Origin of the sequence: Mesorhizobium zhangyense, from assembly GCF_011045115.1 — a bacterium.
Taxonomy (GTDB): Bacteria; Pseudomonadota; Alphaproteobacteria; order Rhizobiales; family Rhizobiaceae; genus Mesorhizobium_M; species Mesorhizobium_M zhangyense.
Map to the genome: position 1 here is coordinate 404,439 of NZ_JAAKZG010000004.1, position 18,823 is coordinate 423,261.

Below are 18,823 nucleotides of genomic sequence, written 5' to 3' on the forward strand. Positions count from 1 at the left end.
CATCTCACATTCTCGCCTCGCCGAATCTACCATCACGGATATCGAGCAGCATATTCAAACTCTAGCGATGGATCCGCAGCTTCTGCCGGCGCTCAAAACGGGTCTGGAAATATGGCACTTCGTGCGCGGTGCCAAGCGCGTAGGCGGTACCGTCGTCGGGGCTGATCTCGCGCACGTTGCGGCGGCTCGGATATTTGAGGATTTCCTCGATAACAATATCGACGCCGAGCCCCGGAGCGTCCGGCACCTTCATATGCCCGTCCACGACTTTCAGTGTGGGCGTGATGACATCGTCGCGGCCTTCCCAGTCGAATTCCAGGCGCTCGAGCATCAGCGCATTGGGGATCGTCGCCATCACGTGCAGTGCTGCAAATTCCGCGACAGGGCCCAGCGATCCAGAATGGGGCGCGAGCGTTATGTAGTGGCCTTCAGCCATCGCCGCCATCTTGCGCATCTGGGTGATGCCGCCGGCGCGGCCGGTGTCGGGCTGGATCACGTCGACCAGACCGCGCTCGATATAGGGCTGGATGCCCCAGATGGTGCTGACGCGCTCGCCTGCCGCAAGCGGAACGTTGACGGCGTCCCTGACGCGCGCCAGCGCATCGAGGTCTTCCGGCGCCACCGGGTCTTCGTAGAACAGGAGGTCCAGGCTTTCCAGTTCCCGGCCGACGGCAATCGCATCCTGCGTCGTCATCCACGAGGGGCCATGCGCGTCGACCATCAGATCGACCTTGCGCCCGATGTGGTCGCGGATGGAGGCGACGAGGTCCAGATCGACCGTGCCGGTGAAGCCGACCTTGATGCCGGTGTAGCCGAGCGCCAGCAGGCGATCCGCCTTGTTGGTGTCGTGGGCATGGCCGTAGACGCGCACCCGGTCGCGGAACTTGCCGCCGAGCAGGTTCCACACCGGCTGTCCAAGCGCCTTGCCCTTGATGTCCCACAGCGCCATCTCGATGCCGGTCAGCGCGCCACCGCCGACCGTTCCCAGCATGCCGTGCCCCATCATGGAAGCCAGCAGCTTGTGCCAGAGGCGGTCGATATGCGCCGGGTCCTCACCGATGAGCAGCGGCGTGAGATCCTTGACCGCCGTCTCGATGACGCGCGGCCACCCGGAACACTCGCCTACACCGTGAATGCCCTCGTCGGTAAGGATGCGCACGAACAGCCAGTTGCGCGAGCCGCCGAAATTCCCGCCTTCATAATGTCCGGCCGACGCCGTGCTTTTCGCCTCCCCCGGCCCACCGACCTGCATCAGGTAGGTTTCGATGGCTGTGATCTTCATTTACGCGGCTCCGTTCATCGTAAGCGGCTCTTCCGTCGAGCCGCCATATTGCTGGCTCGCTTCCAGAAGCAGCCTGGAATAGGGGTGCTCAAGCGTGCCGGCGCGCAGCCTGTCTGCCTCGACCTCCTCGACGATCTGTCCGGCCTGCATCACGCCTACGCGGTCGCACATATGGGCGATCACTGCGAGGTCATGGCTGACCAGCAGATAGGTCAGCCCCCGCTTCTCGCGCAATTCGTTGAGCAGGTTCAGGATTTCCGCCTGAACCGACACGTCGAGGGCAGATGTGGGCTCGTCGAGCAGCAGCACCTGCGGCTCCAAAATGAGAGCCCGCGCAATGGCGACGCGCTGGCGCTGCCCGCCGGAGAGCTGATGCGGAAAACGGTAACGCAGCTCGGGATTGAGCCCGACAGATGTCAGCGCCTCGAACACCGCTTCACGCGATCGTGGCAGGCGCTGGTTGCGCAACGGCTCGAGCAACTGCGCGCCGATCGTCTTGCGCGGATGCAGCGAGCCGTATGGGTCCTGGAACACCATCTGCACCGAACGGTAGAATTCCTTGGGACGAACAGGGCTAAGAACCTTGCCGCCGATCTCGATCTCGCCGCGATAGTCGGGGTTGAGGCCGGAGATGGCGCGCAGCACCGTTGACTTGCCGCAGCCGGACTCGCCGACCAAACCGTAGCTGCCGCCGGTCTCGACCGAAAAGCTCACGCGTTTGACCACCGCTTGCGGCGGCGACCCGAGGCGGACAACGAGATTGCGGACGTCGATCATGAGTTCGTTTCCACCGCGTCGATCCATGAAGGATCGCGCTTCAGCGTCGGCAGGCGCGACACCTTGTGGTCGATGGATGGCAGCGATGCCAGCAGCCCCCGTGTATACGGGTGCCTCGCCTCTCCGAGCTGCGATGCCGCCAAGGTCTCGACGATGCGCCCGGCATACATGATGATGACACGATCGCAGAAACGGCGGACCAGATTGAGGTCGTGGCTGATCAGGATCAGGCCGAGATTGCGGCGCGTCACCAACTCGTCGAGAAGGCTCAGCACTTCGAGGCGCACGGTCACGTCGAGCGCGGAGGTCGGCTCATCCGCAATCATGACTTCGGGCTCGGCAATCAGCATCATGGCGATCATGACGCGCTGGCCCATGCCGCCGGAGATTTCGTGCGGATAGAGCCTGGCGACGCGTTCCGGGTCGCGGATCTTGACGGCGTTGAGCATTTCCAGAACCCGCGCCCGCGCCGCCGCCTTGCCCCCTGCTGCGGGATAGTGCTGGAGGTAAGTTTCGGCGATCTGCTCGCCGACGCGCATGACCGGATTGAGCGAATATTTCGGGTCCTGCAGGATCAGGCCGATGCGGCGGCCGCGCACATGCACCATGTCCCGGTTGCTGGCGGTCAAGAGATCGATCTCCTGAAAGCGCAAGCGGTCTGCGACGACGCGCGCGGTGGGCGGCAGCAGGCGCATGATGGCGCGCCCGACCGTCGATTTGCCCGAGCCGGATTCGCCGACGATGCCTAGCTTTTCGCGGCCGAGCGTGAAGCTAACGCTGCGAACGGCTTTTATCTTGCCGCCGCCGAAGCCCACTTCAAGGTTGGCGGCCTCAATCAGGGGCGCGGTCATTCGCTACCTCGCGCATCCAGCACATCACGCAGAGCATCGCCGAACAGGTTGAAGGCAAGGCTGACGAGAGCGATGGCAATGCCGGGGGCGGCAATGACCCACGGGCTTTCGATCATGAATTCGCGGCCGCTGGATGCCATGGCGCCCCATTCGGGCGAAGGCGGCACGGCACCGAGGCCGAGGAAACCGAGACCGGCAGCGGTCAGGATAACGCTCGCCATGTTGAGCGTGATGCGCACGATCACCGAAGGCACACACATCGGCAGGATATGCCGCAGGATGATGGACCAGGCCGAAGCGCCCTGCAGCCGGACGGCGGCGATGAAATCCGCCTTGCGCAAGCTGAGCGTCTCGGCGCGCGCCAGCCGCGCGATCGGCGGCCAGGCGGTGAGCGAAATAGCGATGATCGCATTGGTGATGCCGGGGCCGAGCGCTGCGGCAAAGCCGAGCGCCAGAACCAGACCGGGGAAGGACAGGAAGACGTCGGTGACGCGCATCAGAATCTCGTCCACCCAGCCGCCGAAATAGCCGGCGCAGGTGCCGATCAGCAGGCCGATGGGCGCTACGATCACGGCAACCAGCATGATGATGTAGAGCGTCGTGCGCGCGCCGTAGACGATGCGCGAAAAGACGTCACGGCCGAACTCGTCGGTACCCAGAAGATGTTCCCATGAGGGCGCCGCAAGCCGGTTCGCCATATTCTGCGCGATCGGGTCGTAGCTGGTCAGAAGCGGCGCACAGATGGCCACCACGATCAGCAGCACGATGATGGCCAGGCCGACAAGCCCGAGAGGATACCCGCAAAAGCGCTGCCAGTTCTTGTAGAGCTGCTGCGCGGTGGCCTGGGTGCGGCCGCGAGGGTTTGGCTGCAAGAGCCACCCGCGTATGCCGACCCGTCTTTCCAGTATCTGCTCGCTCATGACCTTACCGTGTCCGTGGATCGAGGATGCGATAGAGCGCATCGGAGACCAGATTGATGACCAGGAAGAGCACGCCGATCATCAGCACCGAGCCCATCACGATATTGATGTCGTTCATCTGGATGCCGCGTGTGAGATACTGACCCACCCCCGGCCAGGCGAAGACGGTTTCGATGAGGACCGCACCGTCGAGCAATCCGCCGAAAGTGAGCGCGATGATGGTGAGCAGCTGCACACGGATATTCTTGAAGGCATGGCGCCAGATCACTTGCCGCGGCAACAGGCCCTTGGCCTGCGCGGTGATGACATATTCCTGCGAGAGCTGTTCCAGCATGAAGCTGCGGGTCATGCGGCTGATATAGGCGACCGAATAGTAGCCCAGGATCGTTCCCGGCAGGACGATGTGGTTGAGCGCGTTCCAGAAAACGTCCCAGTTGCGGCTGAGTGCCGAATCCAGGAGCAGGAACCCCGTCACCGGTGTGACCAGCCCTTCATAGAAGACATCGACGCGGCCGGAGGCAGCGAACCAGTCAAGCTTGGCATAGAAGAGGAGCAGCGCCATCAAGGCCAGCCAGAAGCTCGGAATGGAATGGCCGGCCAGGCCGATCAGGCGCGCGATAAGGTCGATGATTGTCCCGCGCTTAACCGCCGCGATGATGCCGAGCGGCACACCCAACCCAACACCAACCAGGAGCGCCACGATCGCGAGTTCGAACGTCGCTGGAAAGACCATCAGAAGGTCGGTGACGACCTTCTGGCCGGTGGTTGTGGAGACGCCGAAATCGCCGCGTAGCGCCTTGCCGACATAGGTCAGAAACTGCTCCCAGACCGGCCGGTCGAGGCCGAGTTCCAGGAACACCCGGTCATAGACTTCCTTGCTGACCTCCGGCCCGGTGATGGCGATCACCGGGTCGTTGGGAAGCAGGCGGCCCATGGCAAATGTCAGCCCCAGCAGGCCAAGCAGGGTCGTCGCAATGGCGAAGGCGCGGCCGGCGAAGCGCCGCACCAACTGGGCGCCGCGCGACGGCTCCGTGTCTTCGAAGCCGTCATCGACATCGAGCGGTGCGTCCCGCCCGTCTGTGCTGGCGGCGATCATTCTTTGGTTACGTCGTGCCAGCGGGTCGACCATGTCGTATGACCGGCATAGCCCTTGACGTTCTTCAGCATCACATAGGGGTCGCTGCGCTGGAAGAATATCACCAGGCCCGGGTCCATCTTGCTGTAGATGTCGTCCATCTGCTTGAAGACATCAGCCCGCTTCGTGGCATCGCCCTCGCGCATCGACTCGTCCACCAGCTTGTTGAGCTCCTCGTTCTGCTGGCCGACACGCCACAGATAGTAACTGCCTAGCCGTGCCTCGTCCCTGTTGTCGGGATTGTAGGCGTATTGCGTCGCAACCGCGAACGGGTCGGGCAGGCGGGCGCCGGAATTGCCGACCAGCACCTCGAACTTGCGTTCGCGGAAGGCCGGGGTGAACTCGCCAGGAACGAGATTCAAGTCGATGCCGGATTTACGGGCGCTGGCCTGCAGCGCCTCGGCGAACGGCCGAAGTGCGTCGCTGGACGGGTTGAGCGTCTTCTTCAATCCATTCGGATAACCCGCCTCAGCCAGCAGCTTTTTGGCCAACTCCGGATCATAGGTGTTGCGGCCAAGCGGATCGGCTGGAGCGCCTATCATGCCCTTGGGCACCATCGACTGCCAGGGATCACCCAGATACTTCATGATGTTGTCCTGGATCGCCTTCCAGTCGAAGGCGTGCTGGAAGGCACGGCGCACTTCCGGCTTCTGGAGATCCGGATCTTTCGTGTTCAGGGCGATGTAGTAGAATCCCAGCCCAGGCACCTTGTCGATGACCACGTCAGGGCTGTTGGAAAGGGCCTCAAGATCGCCGCTGGACATATAGTGCCCAACGTCGACGTCTCCCTTTTCCATCTGCAGGCGCAGATTGCCGGATTCGGGAATGTGCATGACGGCAACGCGCTGCATCGCCGGTGCACCGCCCCAATAGTCCTTGCGGGCGTCGAACATCGCAAGGTTGTTCGGGCGAAGCTGGCTCAGTACGAATGGCCCGCTGCCGGCCGTGTTGGCGGCAAGCCAACCGGAGCCGAAGTCGCCATTCGCCTCATGTTCGAGCGCCGTCTTCTTGTCGACGATGCCGACGGAGGAACCGGCAAGCGAGGCGAGTACCAGGTCGGTGTTCACTTCGGTGGGCAGCTCGATGACGAGCGTGTGCGGATCGCTCACGCGAACCAGCTGGTCGACATTGTCCTTGGTGAAGCCCCACAGCGCCAGATCGGTGGACCCGACCTGTCCCATCTTGATGATACGCTGGATGGACCAGGCGGCGTCTTCGGCTGTCACCGGATTGCCGCTGGAGAAGGTTGCATCCGGGCGCAACTTCATGGTGATCGTCTTCTTGTCGTCGGAGACGGACCACTCCGTTGCCAGCATCGGCTCCAGCTTGTCGATGCTTGCAGGCTTCGTCTGCACGAGGTTGTCATAGGCGTTGGACATCAGCTCGGAGACCGTGCGCGCATTGTTCGCCGCCGGATCCAGCGTGCGGATACCGCCGAGATTGGTGCCTATCACCAGCATGTTCGGAGGCGACTTGGCGAGTGCATCGGCGCTTGCAAAAGCTGCTGCCGATGCAAGAAGTGCTGCGGCTATCAGACGTCTCATCGTGCATCTTCCTCCCGTTGGGCGCCGAACCAGGACTTGCCGGCCGGCGGATTGTCAAAAGCGTTCACGGATAGCCGAGCGAACCGTCCGGCTTCTGCGGCAGCTTCCGCTGCCAATGAAGGTAGTGGTCTTTCTCGAGGTACTTCTCGTCGATCTCGACTCCCCAGCCGGCGCGGTCCGGCCGCAGTTCGAGATAGCCGTCCTTCGGCAGATACGGGTCCTTCACATAGGGCGCTTCCGTCGGCAGCCGGTATTCGAGGATCTTGAAGTTCGGGGTCACTGCCGCGAAGTGAAGGTTCACTGCGGTGGCGAGCGGCCCCATAGGATTGTGAGGGGCAATCGGTATAAAATGCGCTTCGGCGATTGCTGCGATCTTCCGCATTTCGAGCAGGCCGCCGACGACGCAGATGTCCGGCTGGGCGATGTCGCAGCCGCGCACCTGAAACAGCTTGAGGAATTCGTAGCGGCTGTAGAGGCTCTCGCCGGTGGCCAGCGGGCATTTGATCTTTGACCGGATTGCGCCCCAGGCCTCGAAATTTTCCGGCCTGATCGGCTCCTCGAAGAACAGCGGATCATACGGTGCCAGCGCATCGCCGAGCTGGATCGCCTGCCAGGGCTCGAAGAGCTTGGCATGCGCGTCGAAGGCGAACTCGAAATTCGACGGCGCCATTTCGCGCAGGCGGCGAAAATAGTCGGCGCTGGTGCGCACCACCTCGCCCCAGCGCTCTGCATGGAAATCGACCCGGTAAGGGCTGAGCTTGAAAGCCGTCAGGCCGTATTTCTCGTTCTCTGCGGTAACCGTATCGATCGCGATCGCCGGATCAGGCGCCGTATAGACGCCAAGATAAACGCGCACCCGATCGCGCACTTCGCCGCCCAGCAGCCGGTAGACCGGGACATCAAGCGCCTTGGCGGAAATGTCCCACAGGCAATGGTCGATGGCCGAAAAGGCGGAAAGGTGCATGGCGCTGCCGGGAAACCGCGCCTGCTGCTGAAGCTTCAGCATGAGGTATTCGATGCGCCGGGGATCCTCGCCGTTGATCTGCTCGAAGAAGTAATCGAGGATCGGGATCAGCCCCTTGTCGGGCCCGTGATTGTAGCACTCGCCCCAACCAGTGATGCCGGCATCCGTGTCGATCGCGACGACGACGCGAGGGCGATTGGCATCGCGCGCCATGAAGCTGCGCAATCGAACGATTTTCATGCCACACGATCCTCCCAGGTAGCGATTGAAGGCTAGCCATGCCCTTTCAAGTTGTCAATTATGTTTTCATCTTGCTTGACTGATTTAAAAGATGTTGTTCATATGATTGATAAATCGGCCCCAATCGACCCACAGGCTGGTACCTGAATGGGTTGAACATGTTCCTCACTGTCCGGTTTGAAGGAGACTCTGCATGAGCATCGAACGGGTTCGGGCATCGCTCGGCGGAATATCCGGTATCCATGTCACGCCCTATCAGGCGGACGGCTCGCTGAACGAGGCCTTGCTTGCAAGGCTGGTGCGACGTCAGACTGACGCGGGCATTCACAACATCGTTTCAGGGGGCAACACCGGCGAGTTCTTCAGCCTTACCTTCGACGAGGTCGTTCGCCTGCAGGCCGTCGCTTTCGCTGCCATGGAAGGGTCAAAGTCGGTTCGCACCGCAGCTGTTGGCCGGTCGTTGCGCGAGGCTCTTGCCACAGCGAAACTGGCGATCAGCGCCGGCGCCGAGGCATTGATGTCCCACCATCCACTCGATCCCTTCGCCGCGCCACAGGCGCAGGCCGACTATTTCATTGCCATTGCCGAAGAATCCGCCGTGCCGGTCGTGGCCTATCTGCGCTCGGACAACATACCGGTCAGCGAAGTGGTGCGCATCGCCCGGCACCCGAACATCGCCGGGATCAAGTTTGCCACACCCAATCTGATGCATATGGCCGAATGCATCAGGGCAACAAGCGACTGTGCGGCGGTCTGGGTCTGCGGGCTGGCCGAGGGCTGGGCACCCGCCTTCTATGCCACCGGCGCAAGAGGGTTCACATCGGGCCTGGTCAATGTCGATCCGGAGCGGTCGCTGGCCATCTGGACCGCGCTGGAAGCCGGCCGTTATGACGATGCGCGCGGGCTGATTGCGCCGATTGCGCCATTCGAGGCAATGCGCACGAAGTTCAACAACGGCGCGAATGTGACAGTGGTCAAGGAGGCGCTGGCGCTAGGCGGATGGGACGTCGGCCCGGTTCGCCTGCCCGGTCTGCCAGAACTTTCGGCGAAGGACCGCGAGGAACTCGGACGGATTCTTGCCAGTATCGGACACCCGGTGCAAACGGCTAGTGCAGCCGAATAGTCAAAGGCATTGGAGACCGCCCGCGCTTGGTGCGAGCGGAACTTTGCTACAGCAAGCGGCGCATGTCGCCCTCAGGCAGGCGGCAGGGTCTCCTTCATGGACGGACGCTCCGAGACCTTCGCAAACCAGCTAGCAAGCTGTGGGCGGGAGCTTCTCCAATCCTTGTCGGAGAAGCGGAAGTCGAGATAGCCCAGCGCACAGGCGGCCGCGATTGCGCCAGCGTGAAAATCGCCTGAAACATCCACAAACCATCTTCCTTCCAGCGCATCGAGTCCGGAATCAACCTTGTCCATCTGGCCTCGATACCAATCCTCCCAAAAGAGAGCCTCCGGACGCATCACTTTCTCGTACCGGCATAGCAGACAGGCATCGAGGATAGAGTCGGCCAAAGCCTCGAGTGTGAGCACCGCGAAGCGGCGCGCATCCTGCGGATAGAGCGACGCTTCCGGTGAAGCGAGCGAGTCGACATAGGTGCAGATCACGCGGCTGTCGAACAGCGGCGTATGGTCTGCGAGCAGTGCGCACGGCACCTTTCCGGATGCGTTGTGCTGGACGATGGTCTGGTCCCGATCGACCGGTCCCGCCGCCGACGGCAGTTTCTCGATCCGATCCGCCAACCCTTTTTCGTGGGCGCAAACCATGACTTTGCGCACATAGGGCGAAGCAGGCGAGAAGAAGAGTCTGATTGTCACGCGGTATTCCTCCGGTTCTGGTTTCGGGCCCGGGCCCGCTTGGGACGCGGGTCCACTGTCGGGACACGCAGGAAATCTCCGGGAAATTGCTCAAGCTGCGTATGCAGGTGTTCAAGGGCAAAGGTTATATGTTCGCGCATGATTGCGGCCGCGCGTTCGCCCTGCCCCAGCGACAGCGCACGTGCAATGCGATGGTGGTCGTCATGCGACCGCCGGATCACGTAAAAGTCCCGCCACATGATCACGCGGTCGGAGGCAAGCGGCACATTGTGCAGGCTCTCCACGAACGTCCTGATCCACGGGTTCGCCGCGAGGTTCATGATTGCGGTGTGGAAGCAGACGTTCATGCGCCGGTAAGGCACAAGGTTTTCCGGCGGCAGTGAGTCCGACGACAAAAGACGGTCGCCCTCTTCGACAAGCTCGAACAGATTTCGCTCGGCAGCCTCCGACATGTTGGAAGCGGCAAGCCTGCACGCCGTCGCTTCCAACTCGGCCCGGACCTGAAACGCGCCCGCGACATCGGCGAAGGAGAATTCGCGCACGTAAAAGCCGCGGTTGCTTTCGTAGGAGACGAGGCCGCTTTGTGCGAGCGCGGTAAGTGCCGTCCTGAGCGGCGTACGCGAAATTCCCAGCATCTCGGCAAGCTTGTCCTGATGCAGTTTTTCGCCGGGGCGAAGGTCACCACTGAGGATCGCTTCGCGCATCCGTTCGATGGCCACTTCAGTGCTCGTATGCAGATCCGACAATGGCAGGCCCTCCTTCCGATTTGCACAGAATGTATCCAAAATGGCTTATATCTGCAATTTCTATTTGCAGTTTCCACCGTAATGTGTTCATTGCGTCCGCAACGGAGAGGGAGGAACCTCTGAACATGTCGAACGTTTGTTTGGTCACCGGCGCTGCCGGCGGCATCGGGAAAGCTGTTGTCTCGCGCCTGGCGCAAGACGGTTACGCGGTGTTGGCCGCGGACCTGTCAAAGGCGACGGCAGAAGCCGCCATCGAAGGTCTCCCCGGCGCCGGTCACCGCGCCATTGTCCTCGACGTGACGAGCGAGCAGGCGGTGGCTGCAGCCTTCGCTGAGGCCGAAAAGCACGGCACCCCTGTCGACAAGGTCGTGGCAGCCGCCGGTATCCTGCTCTTCGCTGCCAATGGCGAGCGGCCGCCCCTCACCGAGATTACGCTCAAGGACTGGGAACTCACGCACGCCGTCAATTCCACAGGCACCTTCCTGCTGCTGCGCGAATTTCTGCGCAGCGCCAGTCGCCGACAGATCGAGAATGGCCGCTTCGTCGGCTTCAGTTCTGTGGCAGCACAGCTCGGCGGCTATCGCTCCAGCTCGGCCTACATCGCTTCGAAGAGCGCCGTCCTTGGGCTCATCAAGGCGGGTGCGCGCGAAGCGGCATCGCTTGGCGTGACCGTGAATGCCATTGCTCCCGGACTGATCGATGCGCCGATGCTGCGGCAGTCGCTGCCGCCGGAAAACGATGCGACGGCGGCGGCGAATATCCCGCTGCAGCGCATCGGCACGCCGCAGGAGGTTGCCGGCGCCGTCTCGTTCCTGCTTGGCCCGGATGCCGACTACATCACCGGCGCCGTCATCGACGTCAACGGCGGCTACAGGATGCAATAGGGCACCAAAAGCAGGGGAGGAAACAATGGTAAAACTCGTCGAAAGGCTTACTCGGCTGCTGGCCTGGCTCGCGGGGCTCGCCGTGCTGCTGATGATGTTCCACGTCATGATCGACGTTCTGGGCAAATATCTCTTTAGCGCCCCCCTGCCGGGCACGGCCGAAGTCGTTGCCGCCTACTACATGATCGGCGCCGTGTTTCTGCCCCTCGCCTGGGTCGAGTTGTCGGGCGGCTCGATCGTCGTCGAGGTGATCTACGAGAAGGTTCCGGAGCGGGCGCAGAAGGTCATGCTGATCCTCGCCGACATCGTCTCGGCGGTCTATTACAGCGTGCTGGCGTGGTTTTCCTGGGGCGTGGCAAAACACGCCTACAAGGTCAATGAATCCGTTGACGGCATTTGGCGCATCACCACCTGGCCCGCCAAATTCCTTCTCCCATTCGGCTTCTGCCTCGTCGTTGTCGTGCTTGTCATGCGCGTGTTCATGGGAGAGCGCAACCGCATGACAACCACCCATTCCGCCGTCGAGATTTGAGGGGAAACCGACATGGAACGTCTTGAGATCGGCTTCGTCGGCATCTTCGCCATCCTCGCGCTGATCGGCATTCGTGTACCGATCGGCGTCGCCATGGGCGCGACCGCCTTCTTCGGCATCTGGGCAATGATGGGCCTCGGCGCCGCCATCGGCATATCGAAGGCAATCCCGTTCAATCTTATCGGCGACTGGAATCTTTCCGCCATTCCGATGTTCCTCTTCATGGGGTTCGTGGCGGTCGAAGCCGGGCTGACGCGTGGCCTGTTCGGCGCGGCGCGCATTTTCCTTGCACGAATCCCCGGCGGTCTTGCCTCTTCAACGGTCTTTGCGTCCGCGCTTTTCGGCGCGGCAAGCGGCTCGAGCGTAGCAACGTCCGCAGCCTTCTCGCGCATCGCCATCCCGGAGATGCTGAACAGCAAATACAATCCCGGCCTGGCAACCGGCTCCGTGGCAGCAGCCGGAACGCTTGCGGCACTGATACCACCCTCGGTGCTGATGATCGTCTACTGCCTGCTGGTCGACAGTTCGATCAACACGCTTTTCATAGCGGGCGTAGTGCCGGGCATCCTGACCGCCATAGCCTTTATCGTGATGATCACCGTGCGCTGCATGCTCAACCCCAACCTTGCGCCGCGCTATGTCGACACGACCTCGGCCGCCGAGAAATGGGCTCTCATCCGCGATGCCTGGCCGCTGCCGGTGGTCACTTTCGTGGTCATGGGCGGCATCTTCACCGGCGCTTTCACCGCAACGGAATCGGGTGCTGTCGGGGCTTTTCTGGCCTGCGTGATCGCGGCGGTCCGCGGCAAGCTGAATGCTCCAATGCTGAAGCGAGCACTCGTCGATACCGCCTCGGGTACGTCGGCCATTTTCATGATTGTTCTGGGAGCGGCACTCTTTGCCCGCTTCGTGGCGCTAGCCACCATACCGACCTGGGTGATGGGGTTCTTCGACGGCTACGAGACGATGACCATCGTCATCCTTGTTTGCATCATCCTGGTGGTGATGGGCACGTTCATGGAGGAAATCTCCATCATGCTGCTCACCATGCCGGTACTGGTGCCACTGCTCAACAGCCACGGGGTCGACCTTACCTGGTTCGGCATCCTGGTGATCAAGCTGATGACGATCGGGCTGATCAGCCCGCCTGTGGGCATGAATGTATTCGTCATCAAATCGGCGCTCGGCGACAGGGTGACGCTCAACCAGATATTCGCAGGCGTGACCTGGTTCATCGTCGTCGACCTGTTCGTGCTCGCCGCGCTGATTGCCTTCCCACAGATCAGCCTTTGGCTGCCGGGAATGATGGGCAGGTAGTCGCTTTGCAACGGGGTCTGCGCACCGATTAGCACTCGCACAGATTGTCAACTGCGCGGAAAGCGCAAACATGGGAGAGAGAAAAATGAAACGAGTTCTAATGACCGTCGCGGCAGTGCCGCTGATGGTAACGGCCGCGATGGCTACCGACTATCAGGCGACCAACTGGATGGCGCCTTCGCATATCCTGAACGGCGTAGCCTACGAACCCTTCGTCAAGGAAATCACCGAGGCAACCGGTGGCGATGTAAAGTTCGAGATCTATTCCTCGGGTTCGCTGGTGCCGGCGCCGACAACATTGCAGGCCGTCGGTGACGGCGTTGCGCAACTGGGTATCGTCGCCGCCTCCTACACACCATCGGAACTGCCCTTGTCGGGCCTGATCAACGACCTCGCCTTTCTGACCAGGGACGATTACGCCGCCGCTTTCGCGCTGACCGAGATCGGGCTGATGAATCCGGAGCTGGTCGCGGAATACGGCAAGCACAACACCGTGTTCGTGGGCGGCTATTCGACGCCGATCTACAACTTTTTCTGCATGAAGCCGATTTCGGATCCGGCTTCGGTCCGCGGGCTGAAAATCCGCACGGCGGGAACCGCGCAGAACGAATGGATCGCCTTCCTTGGCGCGACCCCTGTCGCCGTGCCAATGACCGATGTCTATACCGGGCTGGAACGCGGCTCGCTCGATTGCACCCTGTCTGATCCGACAAACCTCGAATTCGGCTACAAATTCTGGGAAATCGCGAAAGTCGTAAACCGGCTCCCTCAGGGCTCTTCGCTGGGCGCGACCTATGTCTACAACAAGGACTTCTGGGCAGGGCTTGCCCCGAAAGACCGGCGCGCGATCCTCGACCTGACTGGCCTTGCGCTGGCGCGAGCACAGGTGGCCTATCATCAGGGCGTGGAATCGGCCCTGAAGGGCTCTGCCGAGCGCGGCATCGCGATCATGGATCCCGATCCGGCGATGGAAGCCAAGCTGAAAGAGTTCCAGGACGGAATGCTTGCCGGTCTGGCCAAGCGCACGATGGATGCGCGCGGCATTGCCGACCCGAGCCCGATCATCAAGCAGTATATCGATCTGACGACCAAATGGTCCGGGCTGCTTGACGGGATCGACCGCAACGATCCTCAGGCGCTGGCCAAACTGGTGAATGAGCAGATCTATTCCAAGCTCGACGAAAATACCTTCGGGCTTAACTGAGCCTTCGGCCGGCGCGGGATCATGCCGCGCCGGCTTTCCCCCTCTTTTTCGGGCCGCGTCCGCGGCACGGCCCGTCTATCAACCAGAGTGATCCAATGTCTTCGCAGTCTCTTCCCACCGCCATCGTTACCGGCGCGGGGTCCGGCATCGGCCGCGCCATCGCCCACCGCCTGGCTTCCGACGGCTATGCCATCATCGTCGCCGACCGCGCTGCCGCCCCGGCGGCGGAAACCGTCCGGCAGTTGCAGGACAACGGGCACGAGGCGCGGGCAGTAGTGCTGGATATCACCGATCCAATCGCCACGCAGGCGCTGATAGACGGAGCGACGAACCTGCGGGTGCTGGTCAACAACGCCGGCATCTTCAACGTCATTCCCTTCGACACGCTGACGGCGGATGACTTCCGCGGGATGTACGAGGTCAATCTGATCGCCATGTTCACCCTATGCCAGCAGGCGGCGCGCGTGCTGCCCGAGGGCGGACGGATCATCAATCTTGCCTCGCGCGCGGCTTTCGGCGCGCGCCACTATGCCCACTACGTCGCTTCCAAGGCAGGCGTCGCCGGCTTCACCAAGGCGCTGGCTCTGGAACTGGCGGGGCGGCAGATCACCGTCAACGCCATCGCGCCCGGCGTGATCGAAACCGACATGCTCTTGGAACGGCCCGACGGGCTGGACGAGATGCGTGCCCAGCAGCCGACCGGAAAGCTTGGCAAACCCGAGCACATCGCCCATGCGGCCGCCTTTTTCGCAAGCCCGCTCGCCGAATACGTCACCGGACAGGTTCTGATCGTCGACGGCGGCCGCTCGGTGGGCGGCACTGCCGCATTCTAAGAAGAGGACGTCATGACGCTTCAACCTTCGACCATGGACGGCAAGACCGTCGTCGTAACCGGCGCGGGCCAAGGCATCGGCCTGGCCATTGCCGAAGCCTTCCTCCTCGCCGGCGCTTACGTCGTGGCCGTGGACCGCGAACCCGCAGGCATCGCAGCACTGGCCACCGCCAATGGTCGTGTCATTCCCGTGATTGGCGACGTGACCGACCCGGCACTGCCCGATGCGATTTCAGCCGCGATCGACAAGGCCGGGCTTTCACTCGATGTGCTGATCAACAATGCGGGCATAGCGCGCGGTGCCAATGCTCTTGGCACCTCCGACGAAGATTTCGAGCGCTATTTTCAGATCAACGTGCTGGGCCTGTTCCGGCTGTCGCGCTGGGCCGTGGGCATCATGATGAAAAAGGGCAGCGGCGCCATCGTCAACACCGCCTCGATTTTCGGGCAGATCGGCGCCTTCAACAGTTGCGGCTATTCCACCTCCAAGGCCGCCGTGATTGGGCTGACGCGGCAGATGGCGACCGATTTCGGTCCCTCGGGCATCCGGGTCAACGCCGTGGCGCCGGGCCTGATCGAGACGCCGCTTACCGCCGAGCGCATCCGGACCGAGACTTGGCGACGCCATGTGATGATCGACGGCGCGCCGCTGCGCCGCGTCGGCACGCCGGAAGATGTGGCACGTGCCGTGCGCTTCCTGGCTTCCGACGAGGCCAGTTTCATCACCGGGCAGGTGTTGGCCGTCGATGGCGGCTGGGCCATGGGACGCTATCCACGCGAAGAGCCTATCCATGCCAATTCCTGACCTGCCCGCATCGTGTGACCTGTTGGTGATCGGATCCGGCGCCGCGGGAATGGCCGCCGCGATTTGCGCCAAGCATCATGGGCTCAACCCGGTTATCATCGAAAAGGCCGATGTCTTCGGCGGATCGACCGCCGTGTCGGGCGGCGCCATCTGGGTTCCCTGCAATCCGCTGATGCTGGCTGCCGGGATGCCTGACAGCCGCGAGGCGGCGAGAACCTACATCCGGAATGAAACAGGCAACCATTTCAATGCCGAGCTGGTCGAGGCCTTTCTCGAAAAGGGGCCGGAAGCGATCGACTTCTTCCATAACAAGACGGCATTGAAGATGTCTCACCGGCCTGTCTCGCCGGACTATCATCCCGATGCGGATGGTGCGACAGAGGGCGGCCGTGTGCTCGACGCGTATGACTATGACGGACGCCGGCTTGGCGAAAACCTCCATCGCATGCGCCCGCCCATTGCCGATTTCACCATTTTGGGAGGGTTGCCGCTCGGCAGGCCGGACATCTATCATTTCCTGCGCCTGACTCGCTCTGCCAAGTCCGCGGCCTATGCGACGAAGACGGTCCTTCGCTACATTCGCGACCGGCTTACCTGGGGTCGCAACACGCGCCTGGTCATGGGTGGAGCGGTAGCCGGACGCCTTGCCGAAACCGTTTTTGAACTCGGCATCCCTCTTTTCACCGGTCATGAGTTGGTAAAGCTTGTCCAGGACGCCAGCGGCCGCATCACCGGCGCTGAAATCGATGGCCCACGCGGCATCGTTCGTGTTTCGGCTACGCGAGGTGTGGTGCTTGCCGCCGGCGGCTTTCCGCATGATACGACGCGGCGCAAGCAGCATTTCGAACATGTCCGCAAGGGCCTGCCCCACTACTCCATGTCACCTTCGGCGGGAACCGGCGGCGCGATTACCACGGCCGAAGCGGTAGGCGCAGCCTTCGTCGAGACAAACACCAATGGCGGCTTCTGGACGCCGGTTTCGCTTCTCCCTAATCCGGACGGATCGAAGCGACCCTTCCCGCACCTCTTCCTCGATCGCGCCAAGCCCGGGGTCATCGCGGTCGGGCATGACGGGCGCCGCTTCGTCAATGAGGCGTCAAGCTATCATGATTTCGTCCAGGGTCTCATTGCCACGCTTTTGGAGGAAGGCCAGAAATCGGCATGGCTGATTGCCGATCATCGCGCATTGCGTCGGTACGGACTGGGTGCCGTACATGCCTTCCCGTCCACGATCGGGAGGCATCTGAAAAGCGGCTACCTCAAGCGCGGCGCAACTCTTGGACACCTTGCTCGCGAATGCGGCATCGACGCCGCGCAACTAGAGCGGACGATGGCAGCCGTCAACGCCGCTGCGGCAGGCGGCGAGGATCCGCAATTCGGCAAGGGCACGACAAGCTATCAGCGCTATCTCGGCGACGCCGAGAACAAACCGAACCCCTGCGTCAGGCCGCTTGAAGCGCCGTTCTACGCGATCGAGATTTTCCCCGGCGACATTGGCACGACGATGGGCCTGGATATAACCGCCAAGGGTGAGGTCAAGCAGCAGGATGGCCGTGTCATTCCCGGCCTCTATGCCTGTGGCAATGACATAAATTCGATCATGTCAGGCTCTTATCCCGGCCCCGGCATCACGCTCGGCCCCGCGCTGACCTTCGGCTATATCGTCGGCGGGACCGCGGCTGCCGCCTGACTTGCGTCTCTGCGCTCGATACACTTGGAAGCGATCATTCGCCCGATCGGAATGGCCGACGTCGCAGCAGGCGAAGGCGCATTGCCGACATGGAGGCTGCGCGCTGTTTCAGCAAACAGGAAATCGTGCACGGCCTCGCCGGATGACGTAACCGCCTGCGCACGGATACCGGCGGGGTAAGGCATCAGGTCCGCAAGCTCAAGCTCTGGACAATATTTTCTACACTCTTCCAGATAACCGCGCTTCGAAAGTGAATTGGCGAGCTCGTGAATCGCATGGCTTCGATGCCGTGCCACGAGCTTCCAGAAGCCGGGGAAGGTTAGCATCCCAACGGCGTCGCGGGCATTGATGGAAAATTTTGGATAGCCCTCGCGGGACAGGCCGAGCACTGCATTGGGGCCGAGCGTCACCGATCCATCGATCATGCGCGTGAGGTGGATTCCGAGGAATGGCAGATCGGGGTCAGGCACCGGATAGATGAGGTGGTTCACGATCCGGTTGAGCCGGGGCGGCAATTGGAAATATTCGCCGCGAAACGGCACGATCTTGTAGGCGATATCCGCGCCTGCCATGCGTGCCAGCCGGTCCGACTGGAGTCCGGCGCAGCAGACAAGCTGACGCGTCTGCCACGTCTCACCCTTCGAACCGATCTCGACGACGGAGCCGGTCTCCTTGATCCGGTCCACCGCTCTGCCGAAATGGATGGTCGCGCCGGCAGCCTGCAGAAGAGACAGCATTTTCCGGCAAATTTCGCGATAGTCGACGATTGCCGTTTCCGGGCTGAGCAAAGCGCCGACGCCGGCGATATGCGGCTCCAGCTCCTTCAGCTCGCCTTCTCCCACCCGCCGCAGGCTGAGACCGTTCGAGGTTGCCCGTTCATACAGCGCATCGGCGCGGGTCATTTCGAGCGCGTTGGTGGCGACGATCAGCTTGCCGCAGGTGTCGTAGCGTATCGCATGCTCGTCGCAGAACTCCTTGGTCGCGCGCGCGCCCTCGATACAGAGCCGAGCCTTGAGACTGCCGGGCGTATAATAGATGCCGGCATGGATCACGCCGCTATTGTGCCCTGTCTGGTGCTTGCCGACCGTATCTTCCTTCTCGATGAGAAGCAGGCTGGCCTGCGGGCGAAGCGCCAGCAGCTCCCTGGCGGTGGCAAGCCCGACGATGCCGCCGCCGATCACACAGAAATCGTAAATCAAGATAGCCTCCTGACGCGATGATGGAACGCGCCTCCTCGCGCCGCGGCAGGTCGAAGCGCACGGTGCCGATACGGTAATCGAGGTCC

At 62.1% G+C, this 18,823-nt stretch carries 18 protein-coding genes; 8 read left to right on the plus strand and 10 right to left on the minus strand.

The features are described from left to right. Window positions 1–61: 61 nt before the first annotated feature. The 7 genes from G6N74_RS11725 to G6N74_RS11755 form a co-directional block, all read right to left on the minus strand. A complete protein-coding gene (locus G6N74_RS11725; protein ID WP_165117440.1) occupies window positions 62–1,282 on the minus strand; it encodes a mandelate racemase/muconate lactonizing enzyme family protein in 1,221 nt (406 codons plus the stop codon). Then, on the minus strand, window positions 1,283–2,059 hold the full coding sequence (locus tag G6N74_RS11730) for an ABC transporter ATP-binding protein (RefSeq protein ID WP_165117442.1): 777 nt from the start codon (window positions 2,057–2,059) through the stop codon (window positions 1,283–1,285). Then, window positions 2,056–2,910: an ABC transporter ATP-binding protein gene (locus tag G6N74_RS11735; protein ID WP_165117444.1), complete on the minus strand. Its 855-nt coding sequence runs from the start codon at window positions 2,908–2,910 to the stop codon at window positions 2,056–2,058. Before G6N74_RS11735 ends, G6N74_RS11730 begins: the two co-directional genes overlap by 4 nt. After that, window positions 2,907–3,830 carry a nickel transporter permease gene (gene nikC / locus G6N74_RS11740; RefSeq protein WP_165117446.1) on the minus strand — a complete coding sequence of 308 codons (924 nt, stop codon included), beginning with the start codon at window positions 3,828–3,830 and terminating at the stop codon, window positions 2,907–2,909. The genes G6N74_RS11735 and nikC overlap by 4 nt, the downstream gene beginning before the upstream one ends. 4 nt (window positions 3,831–3,834) lie before the next feature. Beyond that, a complete protein-coding gene (locus tag G6N74_RS11745; protein ID WP_165117448.1) occupies window positions 3,835–4,926 on the minus strand; it encodes an ABC transporter permease in 1,092 nt (363 codons plus the stop codon). Further along, complete coding sequence (locus G6N74_RS11750) at window positions 4,923–6,509, minus strand: ABC transporter substrate-binding protein (RefSeq protein WP_165117450.1); 1,587 nt, start codon at window positions 6,507–6,509, stop codon at window positions 4,923–4,925. Before G6N74_RS11750 ends, G6N74_RS11745 begins: the two co-directional genes overlap by 4 nt. A gap of 64 nt (window positions 6,510–6,573) precedes the next feature. Then, window positions 6,574–7,713 carry a mandelate racemase/muconate lactonizing enzyme family protein gene (locus tag G6N74_RS11755; RefSeq protein WP_165117452.1) on the minus strand — a complete coding sequence of 380 codons (1,140 nt, stop codon included), beginning with the start codon at window positions 7,711–7,713 and terminating at the stop codon, window positions 6,574–6,576. A gap of 193 nt (window positions 7,714–7,906) precedes the next feature. On the opposite strand from G6N74_RS11755, the gene G6N74_RS11760 reads away from it, so the two are divergent. Continuing rightward, on the plus strand, window positions 7,907–8,836 hold the full coding sequence (locus tag G6N74_RS11760) for a dihydrodipicolinate synthase family protein (protein ID WP_165117454.1): 930 nt from the start codon (window positions 7,907–7,909) through the stop codon (window positions 8,834–8,836). 71 nt (window positions 8,837–8,907) lie between these two features. On the opposite strand, the gene G6N74_RS11765 is transcribed toward G6N74_RS11760, so the two are convergent. After that, complete coding sequence (locus tag G6N74_RS11765; protein WP_376767696.1) at window positions 8,908–9,528, minus strand: glutathione S-transferase family protein; 621 nt, start codon at window positions 9,526–9,528, stop codon at window positions 8,908–8,910. Further along, a complete protein-coding gene (locus G6N74_RS11770) occupies window positions 9,525–10,274 on the minus strand; it encodes a GntR family transcriptional regulator (protein WP_246245727.1) in 750 nt (249 codons plus the stop codon). Before G6N74_RS11770 ends, G6N74_RS11765 begins: the two co-directional genes overlap by 4 nt. A 125-nt stretch (window positions 10,275–10,399) precedes the next feature. On the opposite strand from G6N74_RS11770, the gene G6N74_RS11775 reads away from it, so the two are divergent. From G6N74_RS11775 to G6N74_RS11805, 7 genes are all read left to right on the plus strand, one after another. Continuing rightward, a complete protein-coding gene (locus G6N74_RS11775; RefSeq protein ID WP_165117456.1) occupies window positions 10,400–11,158 on the plus strand; it encodes an SDR family NAD(P)-dependent oxidoreductase in 759 nt (252 codons plus the stop codon). Window positions 11,159–11,183: 25 nt separating this feature from the next. Beyond that, window positions 11,184–11,690: a TRAP transporter small permease subunit gene (locus G6N74_RS11780; protein ID WP_091916190.1), complete on the plus strand. Its 507-nt coding sequence runs from the start codon at window positions 11,184–11,186 to the stop codon at window positions 11,688–11,690. Between the two features lie 12 nt (window positions 11,691–11,702). Then, window positions 11,703–13,007, plus strand: coding sequence for a TRAP transporter large permease (locus G6N74_RS11785; protein ID WP_165117458.1), 1,305 nt, complete (start codon window positions 11,703–11,705; stop codon window positions 13,005–13,007). A gap of 85 nt (window positions 13,008–13,092) precedes the next feature. After that, window positions 13,093–14,211, plus strand: a complete 1,119-nt coding sequence (locus G6N74_RS11790; RefSeq protein WP_165117460.1) for a C4-dicarboxylate TRAP transporter substrate-binding protein — start codon at window positions 13,093–13,095, stop codon at window positions 14,209–14,211. Between the two features lie 95 nt (window positions 14,212–14,306). Then, a complete protein-coding gene (locus G6N74_RS11795) occupies window positions 14,307–15,044 on the plus strand; it encodes an SDR family NAD(P)-dependent oxidoreductase (protein WP_165117462.1) in 738 nt (245 codons plus the stop codon). 12 nt (window positions 15,045–15,056) lie between these two features. After that, the gene (locus G6N74_RS11800; RefSeq protein WP_165117464.1) at window positions 15,057–15,848 is read left to right on the plus strand and encodes an SDR family NAD(P)-dependent oxidoreductase; all 792 of its coding nucleotides are present in this window, start codon (window positions 15,057–15,059) and stop codon (window positions 15,846–15,848) included. Further along, window positions 15,835–17,538, plus strand: a complete 1,704-nt coding sequence (locus G6N74_RS11805) for an FAD-dependent oxidoreductase (RefSeq protein WP_165117466.1) — start codon at window positions 15,835–15,837, stop codon at window positions 17,536–17,538. The genes G6N74_RS11800 and G6N74_RS11805 overlap by 14 nt, the downstream gene beginning before the upstream one ends. On the opposite strand, the gene lhgD is transcribed toward G6N74_RS11805, so the two are convergent. Beyond that, a complete protein-coding gene (gene lhgD / locus G6N74_RS11810) occupies window positions 17,505–18,737 on the minus strand; it encodes an L-2-hydroxyglutarate dehydrogenase (protein WP_165117467.1) in 1,233 nt (410 codons plus the stop codon). The two genes, G6N74_RS11805 and lhgD, sit on opposite strands and share 34 nt — an antisense overlap. Window positions 18,738–18,823: the final 86 nt, after the last annotated feature.